This window comes from Petralouisia muris (assembly GCF_004793545.1).
GTDB lineage: Bacteria > Bacillota > Clostridia > Lachnospirales > Lachnospiraceae > Petralouisia > Petralouisia muris.
The window spans coordinates 83,950-107,653 of sequence record NZ_SRYA01000005.1 but is presented as its reverse complement, the minus strand read 5'-3'; the positions used below and the strand labels follow the sequence as shown (position 1 = coordinate 107,653).

Here is a 23,704-nt window from a genome sequence, read left to right as displayed (position 1 = left end):
TTTTCTATAAAAATGCAATATCGTTTTTCATTTTTGTTGTCATTTTGTTAATTATATACATTTTAGCATGTTTGTTTTTAGTAATTATGCACAATTCCTTTCCTACGCTTGGAGAAATATGGAGGGCAGAACGCACCTTTTGAAAAGCAGAGAAAAACTGCGCCATTCCCGTATAATTTTAACGGGAATGGCGCAATTTCAAAAAAATGCAAAGAAACAATTATACTCCGGAATAAGCGGAGAACCCTGCGTCAATTGGCAGTACCACTCCTGTGATTGCGCTTGCCGCCTTCTCATCACACAGAAAGAATACGCCGCCTAAAAGCTCTTCTCCATCTACAAACCGTCCCATGGGAGTGCCGTTTAATATCTTATGAGACCGGGGAGTAGGCGCACCATCCTCGTGAAACAGCAGTCCCCTGTTCTGGTTGGAAACAAGAAATCCAGGAGCAATGGCGTTGCAGCGAATCCCTGTTCCCGCAAAATGGGTTGCCAGCCATTGGGTAAAATTGGAAACTCCTGCCTTTGCTGCAGAATATGCAGGAATTTTTGTCAATGGCGTATAAGCGTTCATGGAGGAAATGTTCAGAATGCATCCTGCCTTCCTCTCTGCCATATCCTTTGCAAAAATCTGGGTGGGAATTAAGGTGCCCTGAAAGTTCAGCTTAAACACAAAATCCACCCCGTCTGAATCCAGGTCAAAAAAGGTTTTCTGGCCTTCGGACGCTTCATGCTGATACTCATTGTCTGTGGTAGCCCTGGGGTTATTGCCCCCGGCTCCGTTAATCAAAATGTCACAGGGCCCTAAATCCTTCAAAATCTGTTCATGCACCTGTTCAAGCATGTCCCGATCTAATACGTTCGCCTGATATCCTTCACAGATATATCCCTCTGCCCTGCATTCCTCCGCAAGCTTTTTCACTGCTTCCTCATTCAAATCCAAAGCCGCCACCTGCGCTCCTGCCTGGGCAAAGGCCTGGGCCATGATTCTGCAGAGAACGCCGCCTGCGCCAGTAACTACTGCTACTTTTCCTGTAAAATCAATATTCAATGGTAAATTCATACTTTTTCTCCTTTCTAATCCTGTCTTTCACCTCGGATACTTCCCGCTTCCGAAATCCTATACGCCAAACCGGAAAAATTCATTGGTATTGTGAAAACAGATATCCTCTGTTAATTTGATCAGCTGCTTTTTCTCCTGCGGATACTGCCCGCTTTCCACCCACTCTCCCATAAGTTCACAGAGAATCCGGCGGAAATACTCATGTCTTGTATAGCTTAAGAAGGAACGGGAATCTGTCAGCATGCCCACAAAGCATCCCAGCATCCCATTGTTTGCCAGTTCTGTAAGCTGCGCCCGCATTCCGGCGCGGTTGTCATTAAACCACCAGGCGCTGCCCTGCTGCACCCGGGCCACTACGCCGTCTCCCTGAAAACACGCTGCGATGGTGACAAGGGCTGTATTGTCGCAGGGATTCAGGGAATAGAGAATGGTTTTCGGAAGCCCCTGATTCTCTGCAAACGCATTCAGTAGGGGCGCCGCATGTTCCACCCCTGACTGGCTGTTTATAGCGTCATATCCGGTATCCGGCCCCAGCTTTGCAAATTGAAGCTTGTTATTATCCCTGAGACATCCGAAATGAAGCTGCATCACCCAGTTCTTCTCTGCATACTTTCCAGCACATGCAATGGTAACCCTGGTCTTATATGTATCTGCCTCTTCCCTGGAAGGACAGATTCCTTCCATCGCTTTCCGAAACGCCCTGTCAGCTTCCGCCTGATCCGGCTTTGCATACATGCAGTAATCCAGTCCGTGATCTGCGCACAGGCACCCATGGGCGGCAAAATATTCAATTCGATCCCCCAGAGCCGCTATCACATCTTCCGTACATTGAATGTTACGGCCTGTGGCCTGTGAAAGCCTGCCGATGTACTCAGCAAACCCTTCTTTTTCAATGTTCACGGCTTTGTCCGGACGAAAAGCAGGCAAAATCTTGATTTCCATTGTGGAATCGGCGGCAATCATCTCATGCCAGTGAAGGTCATCGCAAGGGTCGTCTGTAGTGCAGACAGCTTTGACATGAAATTTCCGCATCAGTCCCCTTGCAGTGTACCCGGACAATTTTTCATTGCATCTGTCATAGATTTCATCTGCATTGTCCGCCGTCAAAGGTTCCTCAATGTCAAAAGCCCGCTTCAGCTCCAGATGGCTCCAGTGATACATAGGGTTCCCAATCAGCCTGGGCAGCACAGAGGCAAAGGCCCGGAATTTCTCTCTCGGGTCGGCAGCGCCGGTAATCTTTTCTTCTGGTACGCCGCCAAACCGCATCTGCCTCCATTTGTAATGATCTCCGCCCAGCCAGACTTGAGAAATATTGTCAGACCTGCGATCCTCGGCAATTTCCTGAGGATTGATATGACAATGATAGTCAATAATCGGCAGCTTCTCTGCCGCCTCATGATACAGCCATTGTGCCGTAGGGGTAGACAACAAAAAATCCTGATCCATAAATTTTACCATCTTATTCTTTCACCTCGCCTTCCGTTTTTTCCAGCATGTCCCAGCAGCCCCACAGATACATAATTCCCAGCGCCCGGTCATAGAGGCCGTAGCCGGGCCTGCACGCTTCGCCCCAGATATGGCGCCCGTGATCCGGACGTACATAGCCTGTGTAGCCGCAGTCATGGTAAGCCTTCATAATATCCAGGATGCCTGTATCGCCGTCACAATCCCGATGAGACGCCTCTGTAAAATCCCCGTTGGGATAATGGCGCACATTTCGGATATGGGCAAATGCAATCCTGTCACAGTAAGTGCGCACAATATCAGCCACATTGTTCTTTGGATTAGCCCCTAAAGAACCAGAACACAGGCAGAGACAGTTGTACTCGTCATCCACCATATGAAGAAAACGGCCGATAGACTCCTTGTCGCATAACAGGCGGGGAATTCCGAAAATATCCCATGGCGGATCATCCTGATGGATTGCCATTTTAATCCCTGTCTCATGGCAGGTAGGCATAATGGCCTCCAGGAAATATTTCAGATTCTCCCACAGCTTTTCCTTGGTGACTGGGCGGTAAGCTTCAAACAATTCATCCAGCTTAGCCATCCGCTCCGGCTCCCATCCGGGAAATGTCATTCCATGCAGATTATTCAGGATATAATCTGCCATCTCTTTGTAATCGTCCTGTATTCTGTCTTTCTCGTAGAACAGCGCGGTGGAGCCGTCCTCTAAGGGATGGAACAAATCTGTTCTGGTCCAGTCAAAAATAGGCATGAAATTATAAGTCACAACTTTTACGCCGAATTTTGCAAGGTTGAGAAGCGTAGTCTTATAATTTTCAATATACTTGTCACGGGTAGGCAGGCCAATCTTAATGTCATCATGCACATTGACGCTTTCCACTACCTCCATGTGGAAGCCTGCGCCTTCAATCTGACGCCTTGCCTCTTCAATCTCTTCTGTCTCCCATACTTCACCTGCCTGCTTGTCATGCAGGGCCCACACAAGGCCCGTCACACCCGGAATCTGCTTAATCATTTCCGGCGTAATACTGTCATTTCCTTCTCCATACCATCGAAATGTCATCTGCATATCATCATCCTCCTTCTTGATTTTCAAAACAAAACCGGCCTTGTTATTGATAGGTTCAGTATACCAAAAAATCCCATATGTTACGTGGTAGTTCAGGCTTGAAATATGGTGAATCTTGCTATATAATATCTTATATAACTTTCAATTTCGTGCATTTTATCTTAAACCAAAGGAGATTTTTTGTTAACTATGTACAAAGAAAAATTTAATCCCAGCCAGATAATGACGGAAAAATACTTCGAATTTCACCATACATATAACGAGATGCCTCCCACTGTGGAATTTCACCAGCATCCTTTTTATGAAATTTTTTTCTTTTTGTCGGGAAATGTGAATTACATTATCGAAGGGAAAAATTATAACCTGCGGCCCGGAGACGTGCTATTGACCAGCAGTTCCGACATCCATCGGCCGGATATCCGCCCTGGCAGGCCCTATGAGAGAATTGTTATTTGGCTGGCAGACGATTTTTTCGGACATCTGCTGGAATTTTACGGAGAAGACCTGACTGCCTGCTTTACGGACTCCGCCATTCAGGATTACCGCCTGATACGCCCTGACAGCCAGAATATCCTTCATCTGAAACAGCTCTGTGCAAAAATATCAGAAGCCAAACGCAGCCGGGAACTGGGCAGCTACGCCCTGGCTTCTGCGTATCTGACTGAATTTCTGGTGCACATCAGCCGCGCCTATTATGATGCGCCTGATTCCGTCAAATATGACGTCACTGAGAATGAAAAAGTGAACCAGATCCTTCTGTATATCAATGAAAACCTGACAGAAGATTTGTCCTTAGAGCATCTGGCTGCCCGGCACTATACCAGCAAATATTATTTAAGCCGGCAATTCAAACAATTTACCGGCTTATCACTTTATCAATATATTATGAAAAAAAGGCTGATTGTGTCCCGAAACATGCTGCGAAGCGGCAGCACAGTCATGGACGCCTGCTTTCAATGCGGTTTTGGGGATTATTCCAACTTCCTGAAAGCATTCAAACGGGAATTTGGAAAAACCCCAAGCGCTTATTCCAAAGCATAGTCTGCTTCTTTGCCCTCCGGAACTTATCGAGACGTGGCTCCAGTCCAGGGGATGGAACCTGCCGCCGCTCCATCCAGAAGGCGGAAACTTATCGGGAACAGGAACCTGTCAGTAATAAATCACCCCATACTGTGCATAATAAGTCATGCAGTACTCCAAAAGCCCCATGCCCGCCGCAAAACAGGTCAGTAAAAACACAAGGAAAATGGCGCCTTTATCATATTTGAGGATTTCTTTTTCCTCATCTTTCTTAATATTCTTCGCAAGCATCTCTGCGCCCAAAGCAATCAGAATCAGCGGCCACAGCTTCATAATAACTTCCAGAGACAGAGACGGATAGAACATGTGCACCAGAAACAAAATTCCAAACAATATCATCAGGATTCCGCATGTGACGCTTCCAACTCTTCTGACTCTCATTTCATCAGCTCCTCCCCATTCTCTTCTTTTTCCTCCAGCTCCTTCTTCTTTCCTCGGATCAAATACATGCCGCCGAAAATTAACAGCAGGCTGATACATACCCGGGGAACGTCATCCATCATGCTCCAGTAAATATCATTGGGAATCAGCCAGCGAAGATAATCCATCAGATAATCCCACAGCATTGAAGCCCCGATAATAATTAAAACTAAAGCCAGGATGGCGTTCTGCTTCTGACTCCATTTTTCCATAGGCAGCACTCTTTCCAGATGAAATAAATAATCATCCTCCAGCGCATAGAATTCCTCGTCCGACATTCCTCTGATATTGTGCACATTGAAAAAACTGTAACACCACAGAATCGGCAGAATAAACAGCACCGGCCCTATATCCAGAAACGCCGCAAGGAAAATCAGTATCCAGAACACAGACATAATGCTAACTCCCTGCTTCATAAATCCCATATACATTTCTCCTGCTCCCGGCACCAGAGAAAAGCATAAAGCAAAAAATCCATTTCTCTTCTTCGTCATCTTGTTACCTCCTGATTTCTTTTACTTTCCGATGTATCCATTTCTATGCGGAATAATCCGCTGCTGAGTTCATTTAATGTTGCCGAAATCTCTTTACTTCCCCGCCGCAGCTTCCCTGCAAGGCTTTCTTCCCTTTCCCGCTTTCCAGGTTCTGTTTTTTCTTCCTGCGCCTGTTCCATCTGCTGATCCCTTGACAGTTCCAGATTCATATTCCGGATATCACAGGTAACGGTCAGAATGAAAATAGAAGCCGCAACCGCAAGCCCCACTTTCAGGCTGTAAACCATAAGCTGCACCTTTCTGGAAGTTTCCTTCAGCTTCACAGAAGCCTGCAGATCGAACTGACGGGTTCTGTTTAGAATTTCTTCTTTCAGGTACCGTGGCGGTTCCTCCAGGAGGAAATTCTTCCCCAGTTCCAATTCCGCTTCCCCATCAGAACCTGGTTCCATATCCGGCTCCAATTTATCCAAAATCCCTTCCTCCATCCAGTTTCCAAACTGCTCCGCACAGAAGGTACAGGCCCCGATATGGGTGAAAAAATCCGTTTCTTCCCGCCCTTTCAGCCTGCCTTCCTGCCAGTCGCAGAACTGCTTTCTGCTGATATGCCCGGCACTTAAGGCATCACCTTCCTGTTTTACCAGTTTGGTATGGTTTCCTTCTTCCATATGCTTTTTCATCATCCGGCCGCCCTCCCTTCCATTATTTTCCGAATCATTGCTTTGGCTCGGTAAATCTGAGTCTGGATCGTCTTGATTCCTTTGCCTTGCTCATTTGCAATTTCTTTTGCGGTTTTCTCCCGGTAAAAATGCTCCGTGGCAATTTCCCTGTAGGGACTTTTCAAGCTCTGACAGATAGTGTAGACATACTCTTTGGATTCCCTTCTCAGATAGGTTTCCTCCGGACTTGCTTTCTCATCTTTGATTTCTTCAAAATACGTATCTTCTTTCGGCTCGCTGCGCCGTTTGGCGCTTTTTAAAAAATCAAGCCCTTTGTTGGTTGCAATCTTGCAAACCCATGCCTTTTCATAATCCTTCTGGAAAGTGGCAAGATTTTTATAAACAGATAAAAAAGTTTCCTGCGTCAAATCTTCTGCGTCAAACTGGTTGCCTGTCATCTTAAAACAAATGGAATAAACCAGTCTTTCGTATGTATCCAGCAGATAACTGAAATATGCTTCTTTATCGATTCTATCCGCCCCCTTTCCTTTCTTCACTACCTGTCATTTATCTATAACGAAATGCTTTGGCAGACGTCTTCAAATTTTTAAAAATTCCTGAAAAATTTTTAATCCTTATAAAAGCAAAAACATACCGCTTCTTCCTCTGTCATTTTCCGACAGCCCCATCTTACGAAAGGCTGCCAGAAAATGAAATTTATACACAATATACGCCATGAATTCTTGAAAACCATATATTGTGCCTGAATTTCATTTTCCGACAGCCTCTGTTTCTATCCATTATAAAATTTATGCCAGACGCTTACTTTCTTTTTCCATCTGAACTGCGGAATGATTTATGATATTTCTATCAGCCTGCCTGCATCCTTCATAATATCCTCCATGGTTATGGATTTCATTTCCATTTCCATCGCTTTTTGAATGTTATCCAGCTTCACATCTAAAATAGAGTGAATGTTTTTCCCCACTGGACAAAGAGGATTCGGATTTTCGTGAAAATGAAACAGTTCACCCTCCTCCACACATTCCACAGCGTGATATAAATCAAGCAACGTAATCTCATCTAAAGGTTTTTCCAGTTCTGTTCCCCCGCTGCCTCGTATGACCCTTACGATCCCCGCTTTCTTTAGCTGCTGCAGTAATCTTCTTATTACAACTGGATTCACATTAACGCTGGACGCAAGGAAATCACTGGTTACTTTATATTCATTTTTGAATGTCTCAATACATATAAGTACATGGACAGCAATTGTAAATCTGCTTGAAATCTGCATATTTCACCTCTGTCTTTTTCAAAAATCTGAAATCAATTTCCTGCTGATCTCCACTCCTGCCGGCGTTGCGGCAAGGCCTCCTTCCCCAGTTTCTTTCAGAGAACCAGGCATTGCCAGTCCAACGGCCCGCATGGCGTCAATTACCTCATCCGGAGGTATCCGGCTGACAATCCCGGCGATTGCCATATCCGCACTGGTAACGGCATTCACCGCCCCAATGACATTCCGCTTGACACAGGGCACCTCCACCAGCCCGGCCACCGGATCGCACACCAGCCCCAGCAGGTTTTTCAGGGCAATGGCGCTGGCATGGGCGATTTCCTGATTCCCGCCGCCCATCAGGTAAGCCAGCCCTCCGGCTGCCATGGCGCTGGCGCTGCCGATCTCCGCCTGACAGCCTCCGGTGGCTCCGGCCAGGAACGCCCGCTCTGCAATCACGGTTCCAATGCCGGCAGCAGTAAACATGGCTTCTGTCATCTTTTCATCAGATACGTTAAAATATTTCTGATAAGTAAGGAAAACTGCAGGCATAACGCCGCAGGAACCTGCCGTGGGCGCCGCCACAATCCGCTTCATGCAGGCATTGGACTCCCCCATTTTCAGGGCTCTTGCCATCACCTCACCCATGAAGCCGCCAGAAATGGTTTTCCCTGCTTGTATGGCTTCCTCCATTTTCTGCCCGTCATTTCCCACCAGGCCGCTGGCTGATTTCATTTGACCATCGTAGGCGTTATCCGCACTGCGCATAGTATCATACATGGCCTGCATGGCCGAAAAGGATTCCTCCTCCGACGCCATCCGCTCCGACATATCATCTTCCAAAACAACGCGGAAAAAAGTTTTTTTCTGACTTTCGGCAGTTGTTATAATTTCCTTCAGCGAATGAAAACTCATGATGCCCTCCTGTTCCTGCTTTCTGAATCTTATAATTGCGGTTACATTTCCTGTTGTCATACCTATTCCTTAATCCTCTAGGCTTAAGTATGTCACTTTATAGATTCCTTCTAATTTCTCCAGCCACTTGATGGATTCTTCCGGCACTTCCTTATCGCACTCTAACACCAGCACCGCGCTTCCGCCCCGCTTATCCCGGTATAGCTGCATGGTTGCAATATTGACCGATTTATGAGCCAGCATGGAAGTAACTTCCGCCACATGGCCCGGTTGATCCCGATTTCGGACAATCAGCGTAGGGTAATCCCCACAGAAATTAGCCTGCAAGCCATCTATCTCACAGACTTTAATCCGGCCGCCCCCTAAGGAAGCCGCCACAATCTCCAGATACCGGCCCCTCTTCCCTGTCAGCTTCATCAGCACAGAATTGGGATGGGCGTCCCGAAGTTCAATTCCCGCAAAAGAATAGGCAAGCCCCTGCTTGTCCGCCCAGGCAAAGCTGTCTGGAATCCGTTCATCATCGGTATCCATTCCCAGCAGCCCCGCCACCAACGCCCGGTCTGTCCCATGGCCCCTGCCGGTTGCCAAAAAGGAACCATGAAGGCAAATATCCGCTTTTACCGCCGGCTCATTTAACAGCCGTCTGGCAATATTGCCGATCCGCACTGCCCCTGCAGTATGGGAACTGGAAGGGCCAACCATTACTGGTCCCACAATATCAAATAAATTCATGTTTACTCCTATCCTGCGCCACAGAGAAAGCATTCTCCATGAAAAGCATACCGCCTTCTGCCATCCAACTTTGCGCTCCTGCAGAATTATTTTCCAAGCAGCTCCTCTGCCAAAGCTTCCATTTCTGCAACATTTGCTTCCTTCATGACTGATTTAATGGAAACCACTTGATCGCAAAGGGTAATTTCTTTCATCTGCTCCAGCACAACCTTCATGGTTCTGGCTGCCACCGGCGCCCAGGTTCCGTTTTCTATCAGGGCAACGGTACGTTTCTGGAAATTTTTGCTCTTTAAGTGGTGCAGAAAATCTTCCATACAGGGGAATACGCCTCCGTCATAGCTGGCTGCCGCAAGCACCATTTTATCATAACGGAATGCATCTTCAATGGCCTCTGCCATATCGTCCCTGGACAGGTCGGTAATAGCCACCTTTTTGGCGCCCTTTGCTTCCAGAATTTCTTTCATTTTGATTGCAGCCTTTTTGGTATTTCCATGGATGGACGCATAAGCTACCAGAACTCCTTCATCCTCCGGCTCATAGCTGCTCCAGGTATTATATTTTCCAATATAATATTCCAGATTCTCTTTCAGAATCGGGCCATGCAGCGGGCAAATCATGGCAATGTCAAGATTTGCCGCTTTCTTCAGGAGCGCCTGTACCTGCGGGCCGTATTTTCCCACAATGTTAAAATAATATCTTCTTGCTTCACACGCCCAGTCCTCTTCTGCATCCAGCGCGCCGAATTTTCCGAATCCGTCTGCAGAAAAAAGGATTTTCTCTGATTTCTCATAAGAAACCATAACCTCCGGCCAGTGTACCATGGGAGCCATCACAAATGTCAGTTCATGAGTTCCCAGGCTTAATACGTCCCCTTCCTTTACCACTACGGAACGTTCCGTTAAATCCATATCAAAAAACTGCTGAATCATCTGGAAGGTCTTGGCGTTGCCCACAACCTTCATGTCCGGATATTTTTCTGCAAGGACCTGGACATTGGCTGCATGATCCGGCTCCATATGGGAAACCACCAGATAATCCACCCTCCGCCCGGACAATGCCTGTTCCAGGTTATTCAGCCATTCTTCTTTCCTTCTCGCATCCACGGTATCCATCACAGCTACTTTTTCATCTAAAATAACATAGGAATTATATGATACTCCGTTTGGGATAATGTACTGGCTTTCAAACAAATCCAAATCCTTATCGTCTGCGCCGATATACAAAATATTATCTGTGATTGTTACGTCTTTCATACTTATTTTCCTCCTGAATCTTATAATTTATTCTCTGTAAGGCAGTTATAGGAAAACTGCCTATCCTGCAGCAAAGGTTCCATATGTATCGTAAAACAAAGACTGCCAGAAACTGGCAGTCTCCATTTCCAACTATTATATTTTACTTACCCAAAGGCCTTTCGTCAATACCTTATTTGCCGGAAAGGTATTCGTCAATACCTTTTGCAGCAGCTTTTCCTGCTCCCATGGCAAGAATTACGGTAGCGGCTCCTGTTACAGCGTCGCCGCCGGCAAAAACGCCTGGCTTGCTGGTGGCTCCATTTTCCTCCTCTGCCACAATGCATTTCCAGCGGTTTACATCCAGTCCCTTGGTGGTGGAAGAAATCAGCGGATTAGGAGAGGTTCCCAGAGACATAATCACCGTATCCAGTTCCAAATCAAATTCCGATCCTGGAACCTCCACCGGTCTTCTTCTGCCGGACTCATCCGGTTCTCCCAGTTCCATACGGATACAAGTCATGCCTTTTACCCATCCGTTGTCATCCACCAGAATCTCTTTCGGATTGGTTAAAAGATCAAAGATAATCCCTTCCTCCTTAGCGTGATGCACTTCTTCCACACGGGCCGGAAGCTCTTCTTCGCTTCTTCTGTATACCACATGAACCTCTGCGCCCAAACGGAGCGCTGTTCTGGCTGCGTCCATGGCTACATTTCCGCCGCCCACTACCGCAACCTTCTTTCCTTTCATAATAGGCGTGTCATACTCATCCTTAAAGGCTTTCATCAGGTTATTTCTGGTAAGGAATTCATTGGCTGAAAATACGCCGTTGGCCTGTTCGCCGGGAATTCCCATAAATTTTGGAAGTCCTGCGCCGGAACCGATAAATACGGCTTCAAATCCTTCCTCTTCCATCAGCTCATCAATGGTTCCTGCTTTGCCAATTACCACGTTTGTCTCAATCTTTACGCCCAGAGATTTTACATTTTCGATTTCCTTTGCCACCACATCGCTCTTAGGCAGACGGAATTCCGGAATTCCATAAATCAAAACTCCGCCTGGCTCGTGGAGAGCTTCAAATATTGTCACGTCATAGCCCATCTTTGCCAAATCTCCGGCACAGGTCAATCCTGCAGGACCGGAACCAATCACTGCTACTTTATGCTCTTTCTTCTCTGCTGCAGGCTCTGGTTTGATCTTGTTCTCCCTTGCCCAGTCTGCAGTAAAACGCTCCAGCTTTCCAATGGAAACCGGCTCGCCTTTCACGCCCCGGACACATTTTCCCTCACACTGGCTTTCCTGAGGACATACACGTCCGCAGACTGCCGGAAGGGCGCTGGATTTGCTGATGGTCTGATAAGCTTCTTCAAACTTTCCTTCCTTAATCTGACAGACAAATCCGGGAATGTCAATGGCTACCGGACATCCCTTAACACACTGGGCGTTCTTGCAGTTTAAGCATCTCTCTGCCTCTTCCATTGCCTCTTCTTTATTATAACCCAGACACACTTCCTCAAAATTCTTAGCGCGCGCCTGTGGGTCCTGCTCCCGTACCGGAACTTTCTTCATTACATCCATTATTTGTCACCTCCGCACTGTCCGCATCCGCCGTGATGGGTATCTCCCTCTGTCAGCTTCAGCATGCTTCTTCCTTCTTCTGTCTTATACATCTGCTGGCGTTTCATCGCCTGGTCAAAATCTACCAGATGGCCGTCAAATTCCGGACCGTCCACACAGGCAAACTTCACCTGATCCCCAACAGTTACCCGGCATGCGCCGCACATTCCGGTTCCATCTACCATAATAGGATTCAAAGAAACGATGGTTGGAATTTCCAGCTTCTTTGTGAGAAGGCAGACAAATTTCATCATAATCATCGGACCGATTGCAATACACAAATCATATGTATTTCCATTCTTCACCAATTCTTCCAGCTGATTGGTTCCCATTCCATGGAATCCATAGCTTCCGTCATCGGTTGTCACATAGAGGTTCCCGGCAACCTGCTTCATTTCTTCTTCCAGAATCAGAAGCTCCTTTGTCTTGGAACCCATAATCACATCACAGCTTACCCCCTGTTCATGGAGCCATTTTACCTGGGGATACACTGGGGCTGTTCCAACGCCTCCGGCAATGAATACGATCTTTTTCTGTTTCAGCTCTTCCAAAGGAGTTTCCGTCAGTTCCGACGCACATCCCAAAGGCCCTACAAAATCCTGGAAAGAGCCGCCTTCTTCTAAGGATTCCATACGCTGGGTAGATGCGCCTACAATCTGAAACACAATGGTAACCGTTCCCTCTTCTTTGTCATAATCACAGATGGTAAGCGGAATCCGCTCGCCCTCTTCATCCATTTTCACAATTACAAACTGCCCGGGCAGACAGGACTTAGCCACACGGGGCGCTTTGACATCCATAAGAAAAATCTTATCTGCGAGCTTTCTCTTCTTTACAATTGGGTACATACTTAAACCTCCGCCTACTTAATCTTCTACGTGCTTTTGGAGACGGCAGCTCCTCCAATACTGCCTGCCGCCATTTCTTATTCTAATATACTTTCTATAAAATTTCAATTACTTTGTAGCCTTCTTCGCGCCTTTCTAAAACTCCTCCATGGCTGGATGCCCGGTTTTTATTCCGTTAACACAGAAATCTGATTTCTTTCTCAGCAGCCCTCTCCATTTGAGCTTCATGTTTTACTGCCGCTCCACAATCGTGCCTTCCCGATAAGCGCAAAGCAGCTTCTCCAGGTCCACAATATTTTCCCTGATTTCCTTCCCGACATCCGTATCCGCAACCGTTTTCCTCAGATTCACATGCTGCACCAGCATCATATGGGAATGGATGTCATTGCCGTCCTGCACCGCCTTTTCCACCGATTCAAAAGGCTCGTGGGCAGCCAGCAGCAAACCATAGGAATTATAAATCAAAGTATACCCTGCAATTCCCGTTTTGGGCTGATACGCTTTGGAAAATCCTCCGTCAATAATCAAAAGCTTTCCATTGCATTTCACCGGAGATTCTCCCCGTTTGGTTTCTACTGGCACATGGCCGTTAATAATATGGGAATCCGGATCTTCCAGGCCAAACTCTTTTAAGATTTTGTTTACAATCTCCTCCTGTTCCAGCAGACGGTAATAGGGATTTTTCGGCTCCTTATGGGTGGCCTTATCTGCAATAAAATACCGTTCAAAGGTAGTCATTTTGGACTTTCCAAATACCGGGGAATTGGCATTCTGCCAGATAAACCACAAAATGTCAAGACCTTTTTGCTTCTCCGCAGAGTCAATGGAGTAATAGCCTTTTCTGGCGTAATGCTCCAACACATCATACAGTTCCTTGCCGCTGTATTCTTTGTCAAAAATCCGCACCTTTTTAAAGCTGCCATCTTCATTAAAGGGAACACAGCCATGATACAGAAGATTGCCGTTATACACCTTATACAGGCTTCCTTTAGTAAACAGGAACCGGATGTGCTTCTGCAGTTTTTCACAGTTAATAAAGGCTGTGACAAGACGCTCCACCACATCCGCCTCTTCTGGAGACAGTTCATAGGGATTTTTCATATCTATGGTGGGGAAGCAGGCGTCTTTCAATGGATAGGTTTTTCCCTCAACAACTACCGTTCCCTTCTCCAAATCCATTTTGTCCAAAAGAAGACGGTGCTCCATCTGAAATTCTGGCCGCCGTTTCATCAGCTGCCCTTCCAGCTTAAACTGGATAATGGTAATGGCTTTGTGCATTTTTTCATCCAATTGGACATCCTTGATATCATATTCATCCTCCCGGTAATCCAGATGGAATACATCACAGGGATCCTTCTCATACTTGTCCAATGCAAACCTTACCAGCGGAATCAGGTTGATTCCATATCCATCTTCTAAAGTATTCAGATTCCCGTACTTGGCAGAAATTCGGATCACATTGGCAATACAGGCGGGATTGCCGGCCGCCGCCCCCATCCACAGTACGTCATGGTTGCCCCACTGAATATCCACAGAATGGTGTTCCATCAGCGTATCCATAATCAGGTTCGGATAGGGCCCCCGATCGTAAATGTCCCCCACTACATGCAGATGGTCTACAATCAGCCGCCGGATTAGATTACAGAATGCAACCACCAACTCTGAAGCTCTTCCAGTGCGGATGACGGAATTAATGATCTCATTATAGTACGCTTCCTGGTCTGCCACATCCGGCCGGCCCGTCAGAAGCTCCTCAATCACATAGGCAAAATCCTTAGGCAGCGCCTTGCGGACTTTGGAACGGGTATATTTGGAGGATGCGCTTTTACAAATGCGGATCAGGCGGTACAGGGTTACCTTGTACCAATCCTCCATATTTTCCTCCTGCTTGACTATCTGCTTTAATTTTAATTCCGGATAATAAATTAAAATGGCAATGTTCTTTTTTTCCGCTACGGACAGGCTGTTGCAAAATTCTTCTTCGATTTTGCGTTTAATTGCCCCGGAGCCGTTTTTCATAATATGCTGAAACTGATCGTATTCTCCATGGATATCCGTAATAAAATGCTCCGTCCCTTTGGGCAGGCTTAAAATTGCCTGTAAATTAATGATTTCCGTGGCTGCTGCCGGAATGGTAGGATATTGCTTTGCCAATCCTTTTAAATATCTGATATCTGCCGTTCCCATTTTACTAATCTCCCTGACTTCTCCAATATTTTACTGTTTGTTCCTATAAATTAAAAACCATTTAAAAACCACACTTATTTTCCTGCTGCTATCACATCTTTCATATCGTACCTTCCCGCCGGTTTCCCTGCCAGAAATTTGGCCGCTTCCACAGCGCCTTTTCCGAAAATCGATTTGGAATAAGCGGTATGTTTCATCTCTATCACTTCATCCATCCCGGCAAAAATAACTTCATGTTCTCCGACAATACTGCCGCCCCGAACTGCCTGAATTCCAATTTCTTTCTTGTCCCGCTTTTTCCTTTCCTGGGTTCTGTCATATTTATATTCATACGCCTGATCTAACGCCTCGTTGATGGAATCCGCCAGGGCCAGGGCGGTGCCGCTGGGAGCATCCACCTTCTGATTATGGTGCTTTTCCACTATCTCAATATCAAATCCTGCCGTTGCCAGCACCTTTGCCGCGCTTTTTAGCAAATCCATCAGGGTATTCACCCCCAGGGACATATTTGCAGACTTCAGCACCGCCACCTGCCTGCCTGTTTCTTCCACTTGAGCAAGCTGGGCCTCATTTAATCCTGTGGTGCACAAAACTACCGGCAGCCGGCGCTTTACACAGTAATCCAGCAGGCTGTCCACTGCCCCGGCGGCAGCAAAATCCACCACTACATCTGCTTCCACTTCACATTCCTCAATACTTGAAAATACTGGATACGCATTTTCAACTCCGGTATAGGGATCAACGCCTGCGACAATCTCAATTTCAGAATCCTTCCTGCAGATTTCAGTAATCACCTGCCCCATCTTACCGTTGCATCCATGCATAATCATTCTCACCATTTCTGTTTCCTCCTAAGTAGCTTTCTTATGCTCTGTAACTTTATCATGCTCTGTAACTTCCATTATATTCTGCCTGTTTCCCTGCCATGTCCAATTTTATCTTTCTCTGCAGATTAACACAGACTTCCTGCCATTCTGCACGCTGCCATCACATGCAAGCGGGGCTGCCCCTTAAGCGTGAGAATCTCAGATACGGCATCGCAAAACCATCCTGCCTATATCTTACCATTCTTATTCTTAATAGGGCAACCCCTTAATCTTTATCCTGGCAAGGAAATACCAAATTCCTGCATCGCTTTTGATAATTTTTTCACATTCTCAGGCTCCATCTCACTTAGCGGCGCACGCAGCGGACCCACATTCCAGCCCATCAGATTCATTGCCGCCTTCACCGGAATCGGATTCACCTCACAAAACAGCGCATCCACCAGCGGAAGGGCTTTTAACTGCATCGCAAGAGCCTCTTTCTGATTCCCATTCAGATAATTCATCACCATCTCATGGGTAAATTTCGGCGCCACATTAGACAATACAGAAATCACTCCAATCCCGCCGCAGGCAAGAAACGGAATTACCTGACCGTCCTCCCCGGAATACATGTCAAACTCCCCATGAGTCTGTTCCATTAATTTCAGGGTATAAGAAATGTCTCCTACCGCATCCTTCATTCCAACAATGTTCTCCACTTCCCGGTTCAGCTTTGCTGCCGTTTCCGCCTCAATCTTACATCCGGTCCGACCCGGGATATTGTACATAATAATCGGCAGATCCACCTGTTCTGCCACCTGAATATAATGATTCATCAAACCTTTCTGGGTCGCCTTATTGTAATAAGGAGTCACCACCAACAGTCCATCTGCTCCTGCAAGCTGAGCCTGACGGGACAACTCTACCGCTGTCTTCGTACAGTTAGAACCGGTTCCTGCAATCACCGGAATCCTTTTATTCACAATGGATACTGTCTGCCGAATCACTTCCAGATGCTCTTCCACGGAAAGGGTAGACGCCTCTCCGGTAGTTCCGGTAATAATAATACTGTCTGTTCCATTCTTAATCTGATCCTCTAAAAGCTCTGCCAGCTTATCATAATTCACTTCCAGATTATCCTTCATTGGCGTTACAAGGGCAACGCCGGCTCCTTTAAAAATCGCCATATACCTTCCTCCTTCAATGATGTAAAAAAGCCGACTGGACAAGTCGGCTTAAAGATTCTGATACTTGCAAAAAACTCTGTTCTCTGCTTACAAATCCATGATAGCTCTCCATCCATTCGATGACAGTCATATAATTATTCATTATATGCCCAAGAATCTCTTACAGGTAAAGAATTCTTTCGGCGCTCTTCCCTTTCCCTTATCTTCCTCTGTGCCTGCCACATCCGATAAATTACTCATGAATCGCGCAACCTCTATCCAGTCATATTTTTCTTAATGCTAATATAGCATTTTCCTGCTGCAAAGTCAACAGTGATATTCATTATTCTGCATGAATTTCATAAATTTTCCCGGCATATGTCCACAATGCCTTACTTACATGCTTTCCGGTAAATACAATCTCCGTATCCTCCGATCTGGCGTTCATCAATATTTCCAAATCTTCCTCTGAAAGCATCTGATTGTCCAAAAGTTCCAGAAAGCTGTCCAGAATCAGAATGCTGCACTCTCCCGTAACCAGAACTTTTTTTGCAAAATTGAATCCATTGCGTATATTCATGCTTTCTTCCTGCTGCTCTTCTTCGGAAAGTTCTGTAAAATCTTTCTCTAACCGTGCAAAGCTGAAAAACTTTATTTCCGGCTCCAACCTCCGCAGAAGCTTTACCTCTTCCTCCTTTTTTCCTTTCAGAAACTGGACAATAATCACACTGTTCCCCTGACCTGCGGATTGAATTGCATATCCAAGCGCTGCTGCCGTCTTACCTTTCCCGTCTCCGCAATAAACAGTAACTTTTTCTCTACACATGCCATTTTCCTTTCTTAGACTAAATATTTTTTAAAATACCACAAACCATGGGAAAATGCAAATTTTTGTTAAATCATTGTGTTAAAATTCTATTTTTCTAACTATGTATTCTGTCTATTTTTTATTATTTACAAAGTTTTCTTTTCTATTCCAAATATTCTATCTTGCTTACAGACACTTCATATGCAACTCTATGCTCCACTTCTGTTTCAGAAAGCTTTTTCACATATTCCCTGCTTTGGATTCTTCCGAACACCTGTACATGGCCCCCAACTTCAAATCCGGAAGCATATCTGGCGTTTCTCCCCCAGCAGATGCATGGTATGTAGTCTGATTTTCCATAGGAACGGTTCACCGCAATAAGCAGATCCGCAATTTCCCGCCCAAGAGGAGTTTTCCGGTAAATAGGGTCCTTGCAGATATATCCGTCCAGAAATATCTGGTTGCTCTTTTCCCCTTCTGGAATCTCATCTACAAATTCAAGTTCCCTGACAAATACAGACAGCACCAGACGGTTTCTCTTTTCTTCATGTCTGTTATAAGAACGGAACTGGCCGTCTACCCGAATGTATTGTCCAATATAACTGCACTGTGTATCAATCAGACGTTCAGAAATCATCATAGGAATAATGTCTGCAAAATTGCTCAGACGATTTACAGATACTTCTACCATGTAAAATCCTTCCCCGAATACCTCGTGACTATACTGGAAATCTGAAACCACCTCTCCAGTGATTGTAACCTGATTGTTTTCAAAAATTTTATCTGCCATGAGTATTATGTCCCCTTTCGTATATCGATGGCAATCGATGAAGTATGAATTTTTCTAAAAGGATAACATTGGGCTTCTGAAAATATTCGCACTTCTTGTCGACAGGATTTACTCTTTACGAAATACAGGTTCCAGAGTATAATCTATTGTGAGAGCGCTGGCATCCACAATAGCGGCGGACAAAACTGACAATGCTTTTATTGTGAAAATGTCAGGCATTTCATCATCACATCGAAAAGAGGTAAAATATTATGGCTCAAAACCCAATTGTAACTTTTGAAATGGAAAACGGTGATATTATGAAGGCGGAGCTTTATCCTGAAATCGCCCCGAATACGGTGAATAATTTTATCAGCCTGATTCAGAGCGGTTATTACAACGGGCTTTGTTTCCACCGTGTCATCCAAGGCTTTATGATTCAGGGCGGCTGCCCGGAAGGAACCGGAACCGGAGGCCCGGGCTACAGCATCCGGGGAGAGTTCAGCCAAAACGGCTTCTCCAATGATTTGAAACACAGCCCCGGCATTCTTTCCATGGCAAGAACCATGGCTCCGGATTCTGCCGGTTCCCAGTTCTTCATTATGCATAAAGATTCTCCTCATTTAGACGGCGCATATGCGGCTTTCGGCAAAATCACCGAAGGGATGGATACCGTAAACCGCATTGCCGAGACGGCCACCGACTACTCTGACCGCCCGATGGAACCGCAGGTTCTGAAACAGGTCACCGTTGAAACCTTCGGGGAAGCTTATCCAGAACCGGAGAAAGTTTAATTCAGGACGGCCTCCATGTTATCCCTGTGATCTGTATGGTCCAGGCCGCGGAATTATGAAACAACTCCCGCCAGCTTCAATATCAGCCTTGTCGTTCGGATTAATTCCTGTTCAAATTCAACGTTCTTCCCCTTGGGGCCTTTCCCTATATATTCCTTAAGCCTGCTGTCGGTCCTGCCGGTTCTGCCAGCCGCCTGCAGCTGCGGATTATAGGGAACGGCTCCCAAAAGATTCTCGTCAATCCGGTAAAGACGTTCCAGATTTTTTCTTGTATACAATCCATCTGGAAAATAATTTCCCACCAAAAAAAATGTTTTCCCTCTCCATTTCGGCGGATTCCTGAAATAATCTCCGATACGTTCCTCTTCCTGAGTCATATTCAAAACGCAGACATCCGCTTCCTTTAATATGTTCCGTGCAAAATCATCTTCTCTGCTGCCGCAATCCACAAACATCACATCAAAGCAGTTTTCCACCCCATCAATCACCTGTTTTAAGCCGGTAAACAATGGATCTTCATGCCACCATTCCTGCTCCTGCCTCCGGCTGCCAGGAAGACAGTAGAGCCTGCCTTTTACTACCTGACGGACATTTTCCAAGATTACCTGCTCCGTCAATTCCTGCGCTTGCTTTCCAAGCAGGCAGTCCAGCCCTCTGGAAACAATATACCCCTGCTGTTCCGCTGCCAAAACGCCCGCCTCTGCAGTTTCCCTTTCCAGTACAGACGCCTCATAACTTCCTGATTCCCGTCTGAAATCCTGTTTCAGCACTGACGTATTGCCCAGTTCTGTAAGCTTCCATCCGGTATTCCATCTTTGCCCCGGGCGTCTTCTCCTGACCGGAAAATTTCTCTCCAGCTCTTTCCCATTGTAACCGCCGGAAACCACAACGGCGCGTACCGGAAACATTAATGCAGACGCACAGGCAACCAAAGCCGTATGGTACGTTGTCTCCGCCTGCCTTTCTTCACTCCAAAATGCTATTTTCATTCTTTCTTCTCCTCTGTATTTTCATTTTGCAAAGGAGAATATCACCGCCAGATATTCTAAGGAAAGTAGGAAGATAATTCTGATCCGTTTCATCTGGAATTGTTATTTGAAAATTCTGTACACAGATTCTTGTACACTGAACAAAAGATGGTTTTATCATACAAAAATCTGCCCGGATTGTAAATACTTTTTTCTGTTTTTATAAATAATTTAGAATTACATGCTTACCACAAGGGTATCGTATCCATCCTGCCGAAGCCTTGCCTGCAGCTCCATTGCGTCCTCAAGACTTTCTTCCCGTCCTGCAATCACTGCATAATAAGGATCTTCCCAGCGGATGGACGCAAAATAGCCCTGATCTTCCAGCTGCTCCCGCATGTATTCTGCATTAGATTCGTACCGGTACAGACCTACCTGCACTCCGTATTTCTGAGTCGGCTTCTCTAAGGGCAGCGCCTTTTCCACCCCGGTTACAATAGCGTCTACCATCTGATCAAATTTTTCATCAAAGAGCCGGTTATCCTCATCGTTGTTAATAAATCCCAGTTCCATAAGCACTGCCGGCATCTGGGTTCTTCTCAGCACCACAAGTCCGGGACGCTCCACCACATCCAGATCCTTAAATCCGAAATCTACCAGCTCCTGATTGATGGAAGCTCCCAGTCTTGCCGCCTCTGTCCCAAGTTCATATACCAAAGCCTGGGTTCCATTGTAGGTATTGGGATTTGCACTGGAATTCCGGTGGAAGGAAATGAAATAATCTGCTCCGGAACGATTGGCTATCTGAGATTTTTCAAAGGGAGAATCGTAACGGTCAGTGGTTCTTGTATAAAGCACATTGTATCCCGCTTCTTCTAATTTTTCTCCCACTGCAAGGGTGACCCGCAGATTATCGTCTTTTTCTTTTCTTCCATTGTAGGAAGCCCCATTGTCATATCCCCCGTGGCCGGCGTCCAAAATTATCGTAATTGCCATGGTTTCTCCTTCCTGCGCTCCTTTGGGCACAAGCAAATAATGTTTCCTTTATCATATGCATCGGTAAAGAGAAGTTTCCATTTTTCTTTTGTCCTTTCCATTTCCTATTTCCCTCCTCATCTTAGCGATCCCTCTCTGTTCTTAATTATAATATAGATACTGTCATTTCTAGTAAATTCATCCAGCAGCTCTGAATAATGAATGGAAAAAACCAGGAAAAAATTCGCATCCTGCTTTTTATTTAAAGCAACGATAATACTGACATACTCTATCAAATATTGCTCTTCTTTATTTCTTCGTATCTCCAAATCAGAATCACTAAAATCAAAAACAACTTTTTTGGTTTTAATTTTACATATTTTTTTGACCACAACGTTTCATCCGTAGTTACAAACTTAATGTTTATGAGAAAACGGAAAACAAACTTGACATTCACAGCGCTTCGCTGCTTCGGAACGCGAACCCGTACTTCCATACCCGCTCTCCTGGTTGGAGGCAAGCCCCGAACAAATCGCCCGGCCGGCAAACTCTACAGAGAAAAACAGCTGTCAGAATTCACAAAATCCATGAATTCTGACAGCCCTTTTACTTCAGGAAGAGGATCAGACTGCATTTGCAGATGAAGCGAAATCCTTAAGCATACGTTTCATCTCATCCATCAGCGCTCTCATTTCCTCTGAAATCTCCGGTGTTTTTTTCTTTTTTCCTTCATTCTGGCAGACAAAATCCCCGGCTGTAAGCCCGTTTGCGATAAGATGTGCGCCGCCGCAGTCAAGGCTGTATACCGTGCCGTGATATTCTTTCTCATTGATCTCAGCGATTTCTTCTCTGCCTTCTTCGGTACAAAGCGCCGCCCCCGGCGCCAGATTGCAGGCCTTTACCATGCCGATTTCTGTTAATACCGGATGTCCGGCCGTAAGTTCTAATATTTTTCCTGACTCCGTCTGAATCTGAAACAGGGATTCTTCCTGGCCGGTATACACTTCTCTCACTACAGCCGAATTGCCTTTATCATCCATCACAGATTCTCCCGGCTCTATTTCACTGACTGGTTTTTGAGTTCCGTCTGCCATTTTTATTTTTGTATCCCGGCCAAAACAGCCCCACTGGATAAACAAATAGGGAATCACCACTTTATTTCCCCCGGACTTATTATACTGTCCTCCAGAAGGGGCAGATGCTTCACTGTTGATGCAAAAACCCAGTTCAAAAATAACCTCATCCCCATTTTCATCCTTCAGCCGTTTTCCATCATTTCCTAACCGGTAACAATCGTACCGAAAGCTCCACCGAAGCTGGCAGTCGGTGATATAAGTGCCGTCATTATATCTGGTTTTCTTCAGGTAAGCGCCCCAGTCCTTGTCAAAGGCAAATTTAAGCTTATAGGTACCGTCGCTCTGCTTCTCTGGCGTCAGATAATTGTTCAGTTCCCCGATATTCTGGTAATGGTAAGACACCACTGTTTCTTCATTATATATCAGCAGCAGGCCAATGACGCTGGAAAGTCCCTTAGGTTCCAGATTTTTTGCCAGGTGGATACTGCCGTTTACAGGAATGATGGTTCTGACCAAGTCCCCCTGAATTTCAATTTCATCTTTTTTGTAAGAATAATCCGCTTTTTCCTGATTCTTTGGTTCTCTGTCATACACAATCGTCACATGCTTATTGGAGGTGTGATCCGCCATAATTTTCGGATCATCCACCACAAATTCAGAAACCATGCTGTTTCCATTAATCAGCGCATAATTTGTCGCTTTCATTTTGGCCTTGCCGCAGACGCCATTGGGATACAGATAATAAAATGCACTGTCCGCCTGAAGATTATGATCGTTATAGAGCCCGATTTCTTTCGTCAGGCATGCAATGCTGCCTTTGATGTCCGTTGTTTCCACACAGCTGCTGGTAACATCCAGCAATGATCCCAACGTCAGATCCATCAGTTCCATGGTTACCCCGATTTGAACCGCTTCCTTTACCGTGCCCAGGGCGTCGCAGGCAATCACATGATCCGTCGGTTCCGCCTCTGTCATCCGGCCTTCCAAAAAAGCGTCCGTTTTGCCGGCCGTTGTGGGATATATGGCTCCCAGCACAAATCCCTTCTCTTCCATATCGTCACCGTTTGTTTTTTCATTCTGCCTCTTCCCTCGCAACGCCGCTTCTTTCTCCCACTGATGGGTTTTCTGAACGGCAGCGTACACCAGCGGATATTTAAGCTTTGCAGCCTCAGCGCCCCCAAAATCCTCAAAAAATTCATCTGCATAATTTTCTTTATAAAAATCCATTTCTACCGCTTTCTGTTCCATGCCTTTTCCTCCTGTCCCGATTCCTGCTTCCTTTAAACTT

24 protein-coding genes and 1 riboswitch are annotated in these 23,704 nt (G+C 45.8%); of the genes, 2 read left to right on the top strand and 22 right to left on the bottom strand.

The annotated features are described in order from the left end of the window. Positions 1-220: 220 nt before the first annotated feature. From E5329_RS03710 to uxuA, 3 genes are read right to left on the bottom strand one after another with little or no spacing between them, the layout of a single operon-like run. Positions 221-1,063: an SDR family oxidoreductase gene (locus E5329_RS03710; RefSeq protein WP_135988254.1), complete on the bottom strand. Its 843-nt coding sequence runs from the start codon at positions 1,061-1,063 to the stop codon at positions 221-223. 57 nt (positions 1,064-1,120) lie between these two features. Next, on the bottom strand, positions 1,121-2,521 hold the full coding sequence (gene uxaC / locus E5329_RS03705) for a glucuronate isomerase (protein WP_135988253.1): 1,401 nt from the start codon (positions 2,519-2,521) through the stop codon (positions 1,121-1,123). 1 nt (position 2,522) lies between these two features. Beyond that, the gene (gene uxuA / locus E5329_RS03700; protein ID WP_135988252.1) at positions 2,523-3,599 is read right to left on the bottom strand and encodes a mannonate dehydratase; all 1,077 of its coding nucleotides are present in this window, start codon (positions 3,597-3,599) and stop codon (positions 2,523-2,525) included. A gap of 189 nt (positions 3,600-3,788) precedes the next feature. On the opposite strand from uxuA, the gene E5329_RS03695 reads away from it, so the two are divergent. Next, positions 3,789-4,640, top strand: a complete 852-nt coding sequence (locus E5329_RS03695) for an AraC family transcriptional regulator (RefSeq protein WP_135988251.1) — start codon at positions 3,789-3,791, stop codon at positions 4,638-4,640. Between the two features lie 108 nt (positions 4,641-4,748). Here E5329_RS03695 and E5329_RS03690 read toward each other — a convergent pair whose 3' ends face one another. The 15 genes from E5329_RS03690 to E5329_RS03620 all read right to left on the bottom strand — a co-directional run bounded on the left by E5329_RS03690 (position 4,749) and on the right by E5329_RS03620 (position 18,624). Beyond that, positions 4,749-5,060, bottom strand: a complete 312-nt coding sequence (locus E5329_RS03690) for a LiaI-LiaF-like domain-containing protein (protein WP_135988250.1) — start codon at positions 5,058-5,060, stop codon at positions 4,749-4,751. Beyond that, a complete protein-coding gene (locus tag E5329_RS03685; RefSeq protein ID WP_135988249.1) occupies positions 5,057-5,593 on the bottom strand; it encodes a hypothetical protein in 537 nt (178 codons plus the stop codon). Before E5329_RS03685 ends, E5329_RS03690 begins: the two co-directional genes overlap by 4 nt. Continuing rightward, a complete protein-coding gene (locus tag E5329_RS03680) occupies positions 5,590-6,273 on the bottom strand; it encodes a hypothetical protein (protein WP_135988248.1) in 684 nt (227 codons plus the stop codon). Before E5329_RS03680 ends, E5329_RS03685 begins: the two co-directional genes overlap by 4 nt. After that, entirely contained in the window at positions 6,270-6,806 is a 537-nt protein-coding gene (locus E5329_RS03675) for an RNA polymerase sigma factor (RefSeq protein ID WP_135988247.1), read from the bottom strand. The genes E5329_RS03680 and E5329_RS03675 overlap by 4 nt, the downstream gene beginning before the upstream one ends. Positions 6,807-7,105: 299 nt before the next feature. Beyond that, a complete protein-coding gene (locus tag E5329_RS03670; RefSeq protein WP_135988246.1) occupies positions 7,106-7,543 on the bottom strand; it encodes an Rrf2 family transcriptional regulator in 438 nt (145 codons plus the stop codon). An 18-nt stretch (positions 7,544-7,561) separates the two neighbouring features. Next, positions 7,562-8,437, bottom strand: coding sequence for an L-serine ammonia-lyase, iron-sulfur-dependent, subunit alpha (gene sdaAA / locus E5329_RS03665; protein ID WP_135988245.1), 876 nt, complete (start codon positions 8,435-8,437; stop codon positions 7,562-7,564). A 69-nt stretch (positions 8,438-8,506) separates the two neighbouring features. Then, positions 8,507-9,169, bottom strand: coding sequence for an L-serine ammonia-lyase, iron-sulfur-dependent subunit beta (gene sdaAB / locus E5329_RS03660; RefSeq protein WP_135988244.1), 663 nt, complete (start codon positions 9,167-9,169; stop codon positions 8,507-8,509). 86 nt (positions 9,170-9,255) lie between these two features. Continuing rightward, positions 9,256-10,422, bottom strand: coding sequence for an FprA family A-type flavoprotein (locus E5329_RS03655; RefSeq protein WP_135988243.1), 1,167 nt, complete (start codon positions 10,420-10,422; stop codon positions 9,256-9,258). A gap of 172 nt (positions 10,423-10,594) precedes the next feature. Further along, complete coding sequence (gene gltA, locus E5329_RS03650) at positions 10,595-11,980, bottom strand: NADPH-dependent glutamate synthase (RefSeq protein WP_135988242.1); 1,386 nt, start codon at positions 11,978-11,980, stop codon at positions 10,595-10,597. Continuing rightward, positions 11,980-12,867: a sulfide/dihydroorotate dehydrogenase-like FAD/NAD-binding protein gene (locus tag E5329_RS03645; protein ID WP_135988241.1), complete on the bottom strand. Its 888-nt coding sequence runs from the start codon at positions 12,865-12,867 to the stop codon at positions 11,980-11,982. Before E5329_RS03645 ends, gltA begins: the two co-directional genes overlap by 1 nt. Positions 12,868-13,098: 231 nt before the next feature. Beyond that, positions 13,099-15,054 carry a fructose-1,6-bisphosphatase gene (locus E5329_RS03640; protein WP_135988240.1) on the bottom strand — a complete coding sequence of 652 codons (1,956 nt, stop codon included), beginning with the start codon at positions 15,052-15,054 and terminating at the stop codon, positions 13,099-13,101. Between the two features lie 74 nt (positions 15,055-15,128). After that, the gene (dapB, locus tag E5329_RS03635; protein ID WP_135988239.1) at positions 15,129-15,893 is read right to left on the bottom strand and encodes a 4-hydroxy-tetrahydrodipicolinate reductase; all 765 of its coding nucleotides are present in this window, start codon (positions 15,891-15,893) and stop codon (positions 15,129-15,131) included. A gap of 260 nt (positions 15,894-16,153) precedes the next feature. After that, on the bottom strand, positions 16,154-17,047 hold the full coding sequence (gene dapA, locus E5329_RS03630) for a 4-hydroxy-tetrahydrodipicolinate synthase (RefSeq protein WP_135988238.1): 894 nt from the start codon (positions 17,045-17,047) through the stop codon (positions 16,154-16,156). 93 nt (positions 17,048-17,140) lie between these two features. Continuing rightward, a riboswitch (Lysine riboswitch) is annotated at positions 17,141-17,312 on the bottom strand. 57 nt (positions 17,313-17,369) lie between these two features. Continuing rightward, on the bottom strand, positions 17,370-17,852 hold the full coding sequence (locus tag E5329_RS03625) for a cob(I)yrinic acid a,c-diamide adenosyltransferase (protein WP_135988237.1): 483 nt from the start codon (positions 17,850-17,852) through the stop codon (positions 17,370-17,372). Positions 17,853-17,997: 145 nt separating this feature from the next. After that, on the bottom strand, positions 17,998-18,624 hold the full coding sequence (locus E5329_RS03620; RefSeq protein ID WP_135988236.1) for a single-stranded DNA-binding protein: 627 nt from the start codon (positions 18,622-18,624) through the stop codon (positions 17,998-18,000). Between the two features lie 251 nt (positions 18,625-18,875). Between E5329_RS03620 and E5329_RS03615 the strand changes: the two genes are divergently transcribed. Then, positions 18,876-19,397 (top strand): peptidylprolyl isomerase, encoded by a 522-nt coding sequence (locus E5329_RS03615; protein WP_135988235.1) that lies wholly within the window; start codon positions 18,876-18,878, stop codon positions 19,395-19,397. Positions 19,398-19,450: 53 nt separating this feature from the next. Here the strand turns inward: E5329_RS03615 and E5329_RS03610 are convergent, their stop codons facing one another. From E5329_RS03610 to E5329_RS03595, 4 genes are all read right to left on the bottom strand, one after another. Further along, the gene (locus E5329_RS03610) at positions 19,451-20,386 is read right to left on the bottom strand and encodes an ATP-dependent acyl-CoA ligase (protein ID WP_135988234.1); all 936 of its coding nucleotides are present in this window, start codon (positions 20,384-20,386) and stop codon (positions 19,451-19,453) included. Between the two features lie 216 nt (positions 20,387-20,602). Further along, positions 20,603-21,361, bottom strand: a complete 759-nt coding sequence (locus E5329_RS03605; RefSeq protein ID WP_135988233.1) for an N-acetylmuramoyl-L-alanine amidase — start codon at positions 21,359-21,361, stop codon at positions 20,603-20,605. Positions 21,362-21,477: 116 nt separating this feature from the next. Continuing rightward, positions 21,478-21,732: a hypothetical protein gene (locus tag E5329_RS03600; protein ID WP_135988232.1), complete on the bottom strand. Its 255-nt coding sequence runs from the start codon at positions 21,730-21,732 to the stop codon at positions 21,478-21,480. Positions 21,733-21,963: 231 nt separating this feature from the next. Next, positions 21,964-23,664, bottom strand: coding sequence for a Hint domain-containing protein (locus E5329_RS03595; protein ID WP_135988231.1), 1,701 nt, complete (start codon positions 23,662-23,664; stop codon positions 21,964-21,966). Positions 23,665-23,704: the final 40 nt, after the last annotated feature.

What these genes read in the sequence shown, in the direction of transcription:
- uxuA (WP_135988252.1), bottom strand. Translation starts at nt 3,599, where the DNA reads ATGCAGATGACATTTCGATGGTATGGAGAAGGAAATGACAGTATTACG.
- dapB (WP_135988239.1), bottom strand. Translation starts at nt 15,893, where the DNA reads ATGGTGAGAATGATTATGCATGGATGCAACGGTAAGATGGGGCAGGTG.
- E5329_RS03695 (WP_135988251.1), top strand. Translation starts at nt 3,789, where the DNA reads ATGTACAAAGAAAAATTTAATCCCAGCCAGATAATGACGGAAAAATAC.
- E5329_RS03710 (WP_135988254.1), bottom strand. Translation starts at nt 1,063, where the DNA reads ATGAATTTACCATTGAATATTGATTTTACAGGAAAAGTAGCAGTAGTT.
- E5329_RS03595 (WP_135988231.1), bottom strand. Translation starts at nt 23,664, where the DNA reads ATGGAACAGAAAGCGGTAGAAATGGATTTTTATAAAGAAAATTATGCA.
- dapA (WP_135988238.1), bottom strand. Translation starts at nt 17,047, where the DNA reads ATGGCGATTTTTAAAGGAGCCGGCGTTGCCCTTGTAACGCCAATGAAG.
- E5329_RS03620 (WP_135988236.1), bottom strand. Translation starts at nt 18,624, where the DNA reads ATGGCAGATAAAATTTTTGAAAACAATCAGGTTACAATCACTGGAGAG.
- sdaAB (WP_135988244.1), bottom strand. Translation starts at nt 9,169, where the DNA reads ATGAATTTATTTGATATTGTGGGACCAGTAATGGTTGGCCCTTCCAGT.
- sdaAA (WP_135988245.1), bottom strand. Translation starts at nt 8,437, where the DNA reads ATGAGTTTTCATTCGCTGAAGGAAATTATAACAACTGCCGAAAGTCAG.
- E5329_RS03690 (WP_135988250.1), bottom strand. Translation starts at nt 5,060, where the DNA reads ATGAGAGTCAGAAGAGTTGGAAGCGTCACATGCGGAATCCTGATGATA.
- E5329_RS03640 (WP_135988240.1), bottom strand. Translation starts at nt 15,054, where the DNA reads ATGGGAACGGCAGATATCAGATATTTAAAAGGATTGGCAAAGCAATAT.
- E5329_RS03680 (WP_135988248.1), bottom strand. Translation starts at nt 6,273, where the DNA reads ATGATGAAAAAGCATATGGAAGAAGGAAACCATACCAAACTGGTAAAA.
- E5329_RS03605 (WP_135988233.1), bottom strand. Translation starts at nt 21,361, where the DNA reads ATGGCAATTACGATAATTTTGGACGCCGGCCACGGGGGATATGACAAT.
- gltA (WP_135988242.1), bottom strand. Translation starts at nt 11,980, where the DNA reads ATGGATGTAATGAAGAAAGTTCCGGTACGGGAGCAGGACCCACAGGCG.
- E5329_RS03615 (WP_135988235.1), top strand. Translation starts at nt 18,876, where the DNA reads ATGGCTCAAAACCCAATTGTAACTTTTGAAATGGAAAACGGTGATATT.
- E5329_RS03655 (WP_135988243.1), bottom strand. Translation starts at nt 10,422, where the DNA reads ATGAAAGACGTAACAATCACAGATAATATTTTGTATATCGGCGCAGAC.
- E5329_RS03670 (WP_135988246.1), bottom strand. Translation starts at nt 7,543, where the DNA reads ATGCAGATTTCAAGCAGATTTACAATTGCTGTCCATGTACTTATATGT.
- E5329_RS03610 (WP_135988234.1), bottom strand. Translation starts at nt 20,386, where the DNA reads ATGAAAATAGCATTTTGGAGTGAAGAAAGGCAGGCGGAGACAACGTAC.
- E5329_RS03685 (WP_135988249.1), bottom strand. Translation starts at nt 5,593, where the DNA reads ATGACGAAGAAGAGAAATGGATTTTTTGCTTTATGCTTTTCTCTGGTG.
- E5329_RS03645 (WP_135988241.1), bottom strand. Translation starts at nt 12,867, where the DNA reads ATGTACCCAATTGTAAAGAAGAGAAAGCTCGCAGATAAGATTTTTCTT.
- E5329_RS03625 (WP_135988237.1), bottom strand. Translation starts at nt 17,852, where the DNA reads ATGTGTAGAGAAAAAGTTACTGTTTATTGCGGAGACGGGAAAGGTAAG.
- uxaC (WP_135988253.1), bottom strand. Translation starts at nt 2,521, where the DNA reads ATGGTAAAATTTATGGATCAGGATTTTTTGTTGTCTACCCCTACGGCA.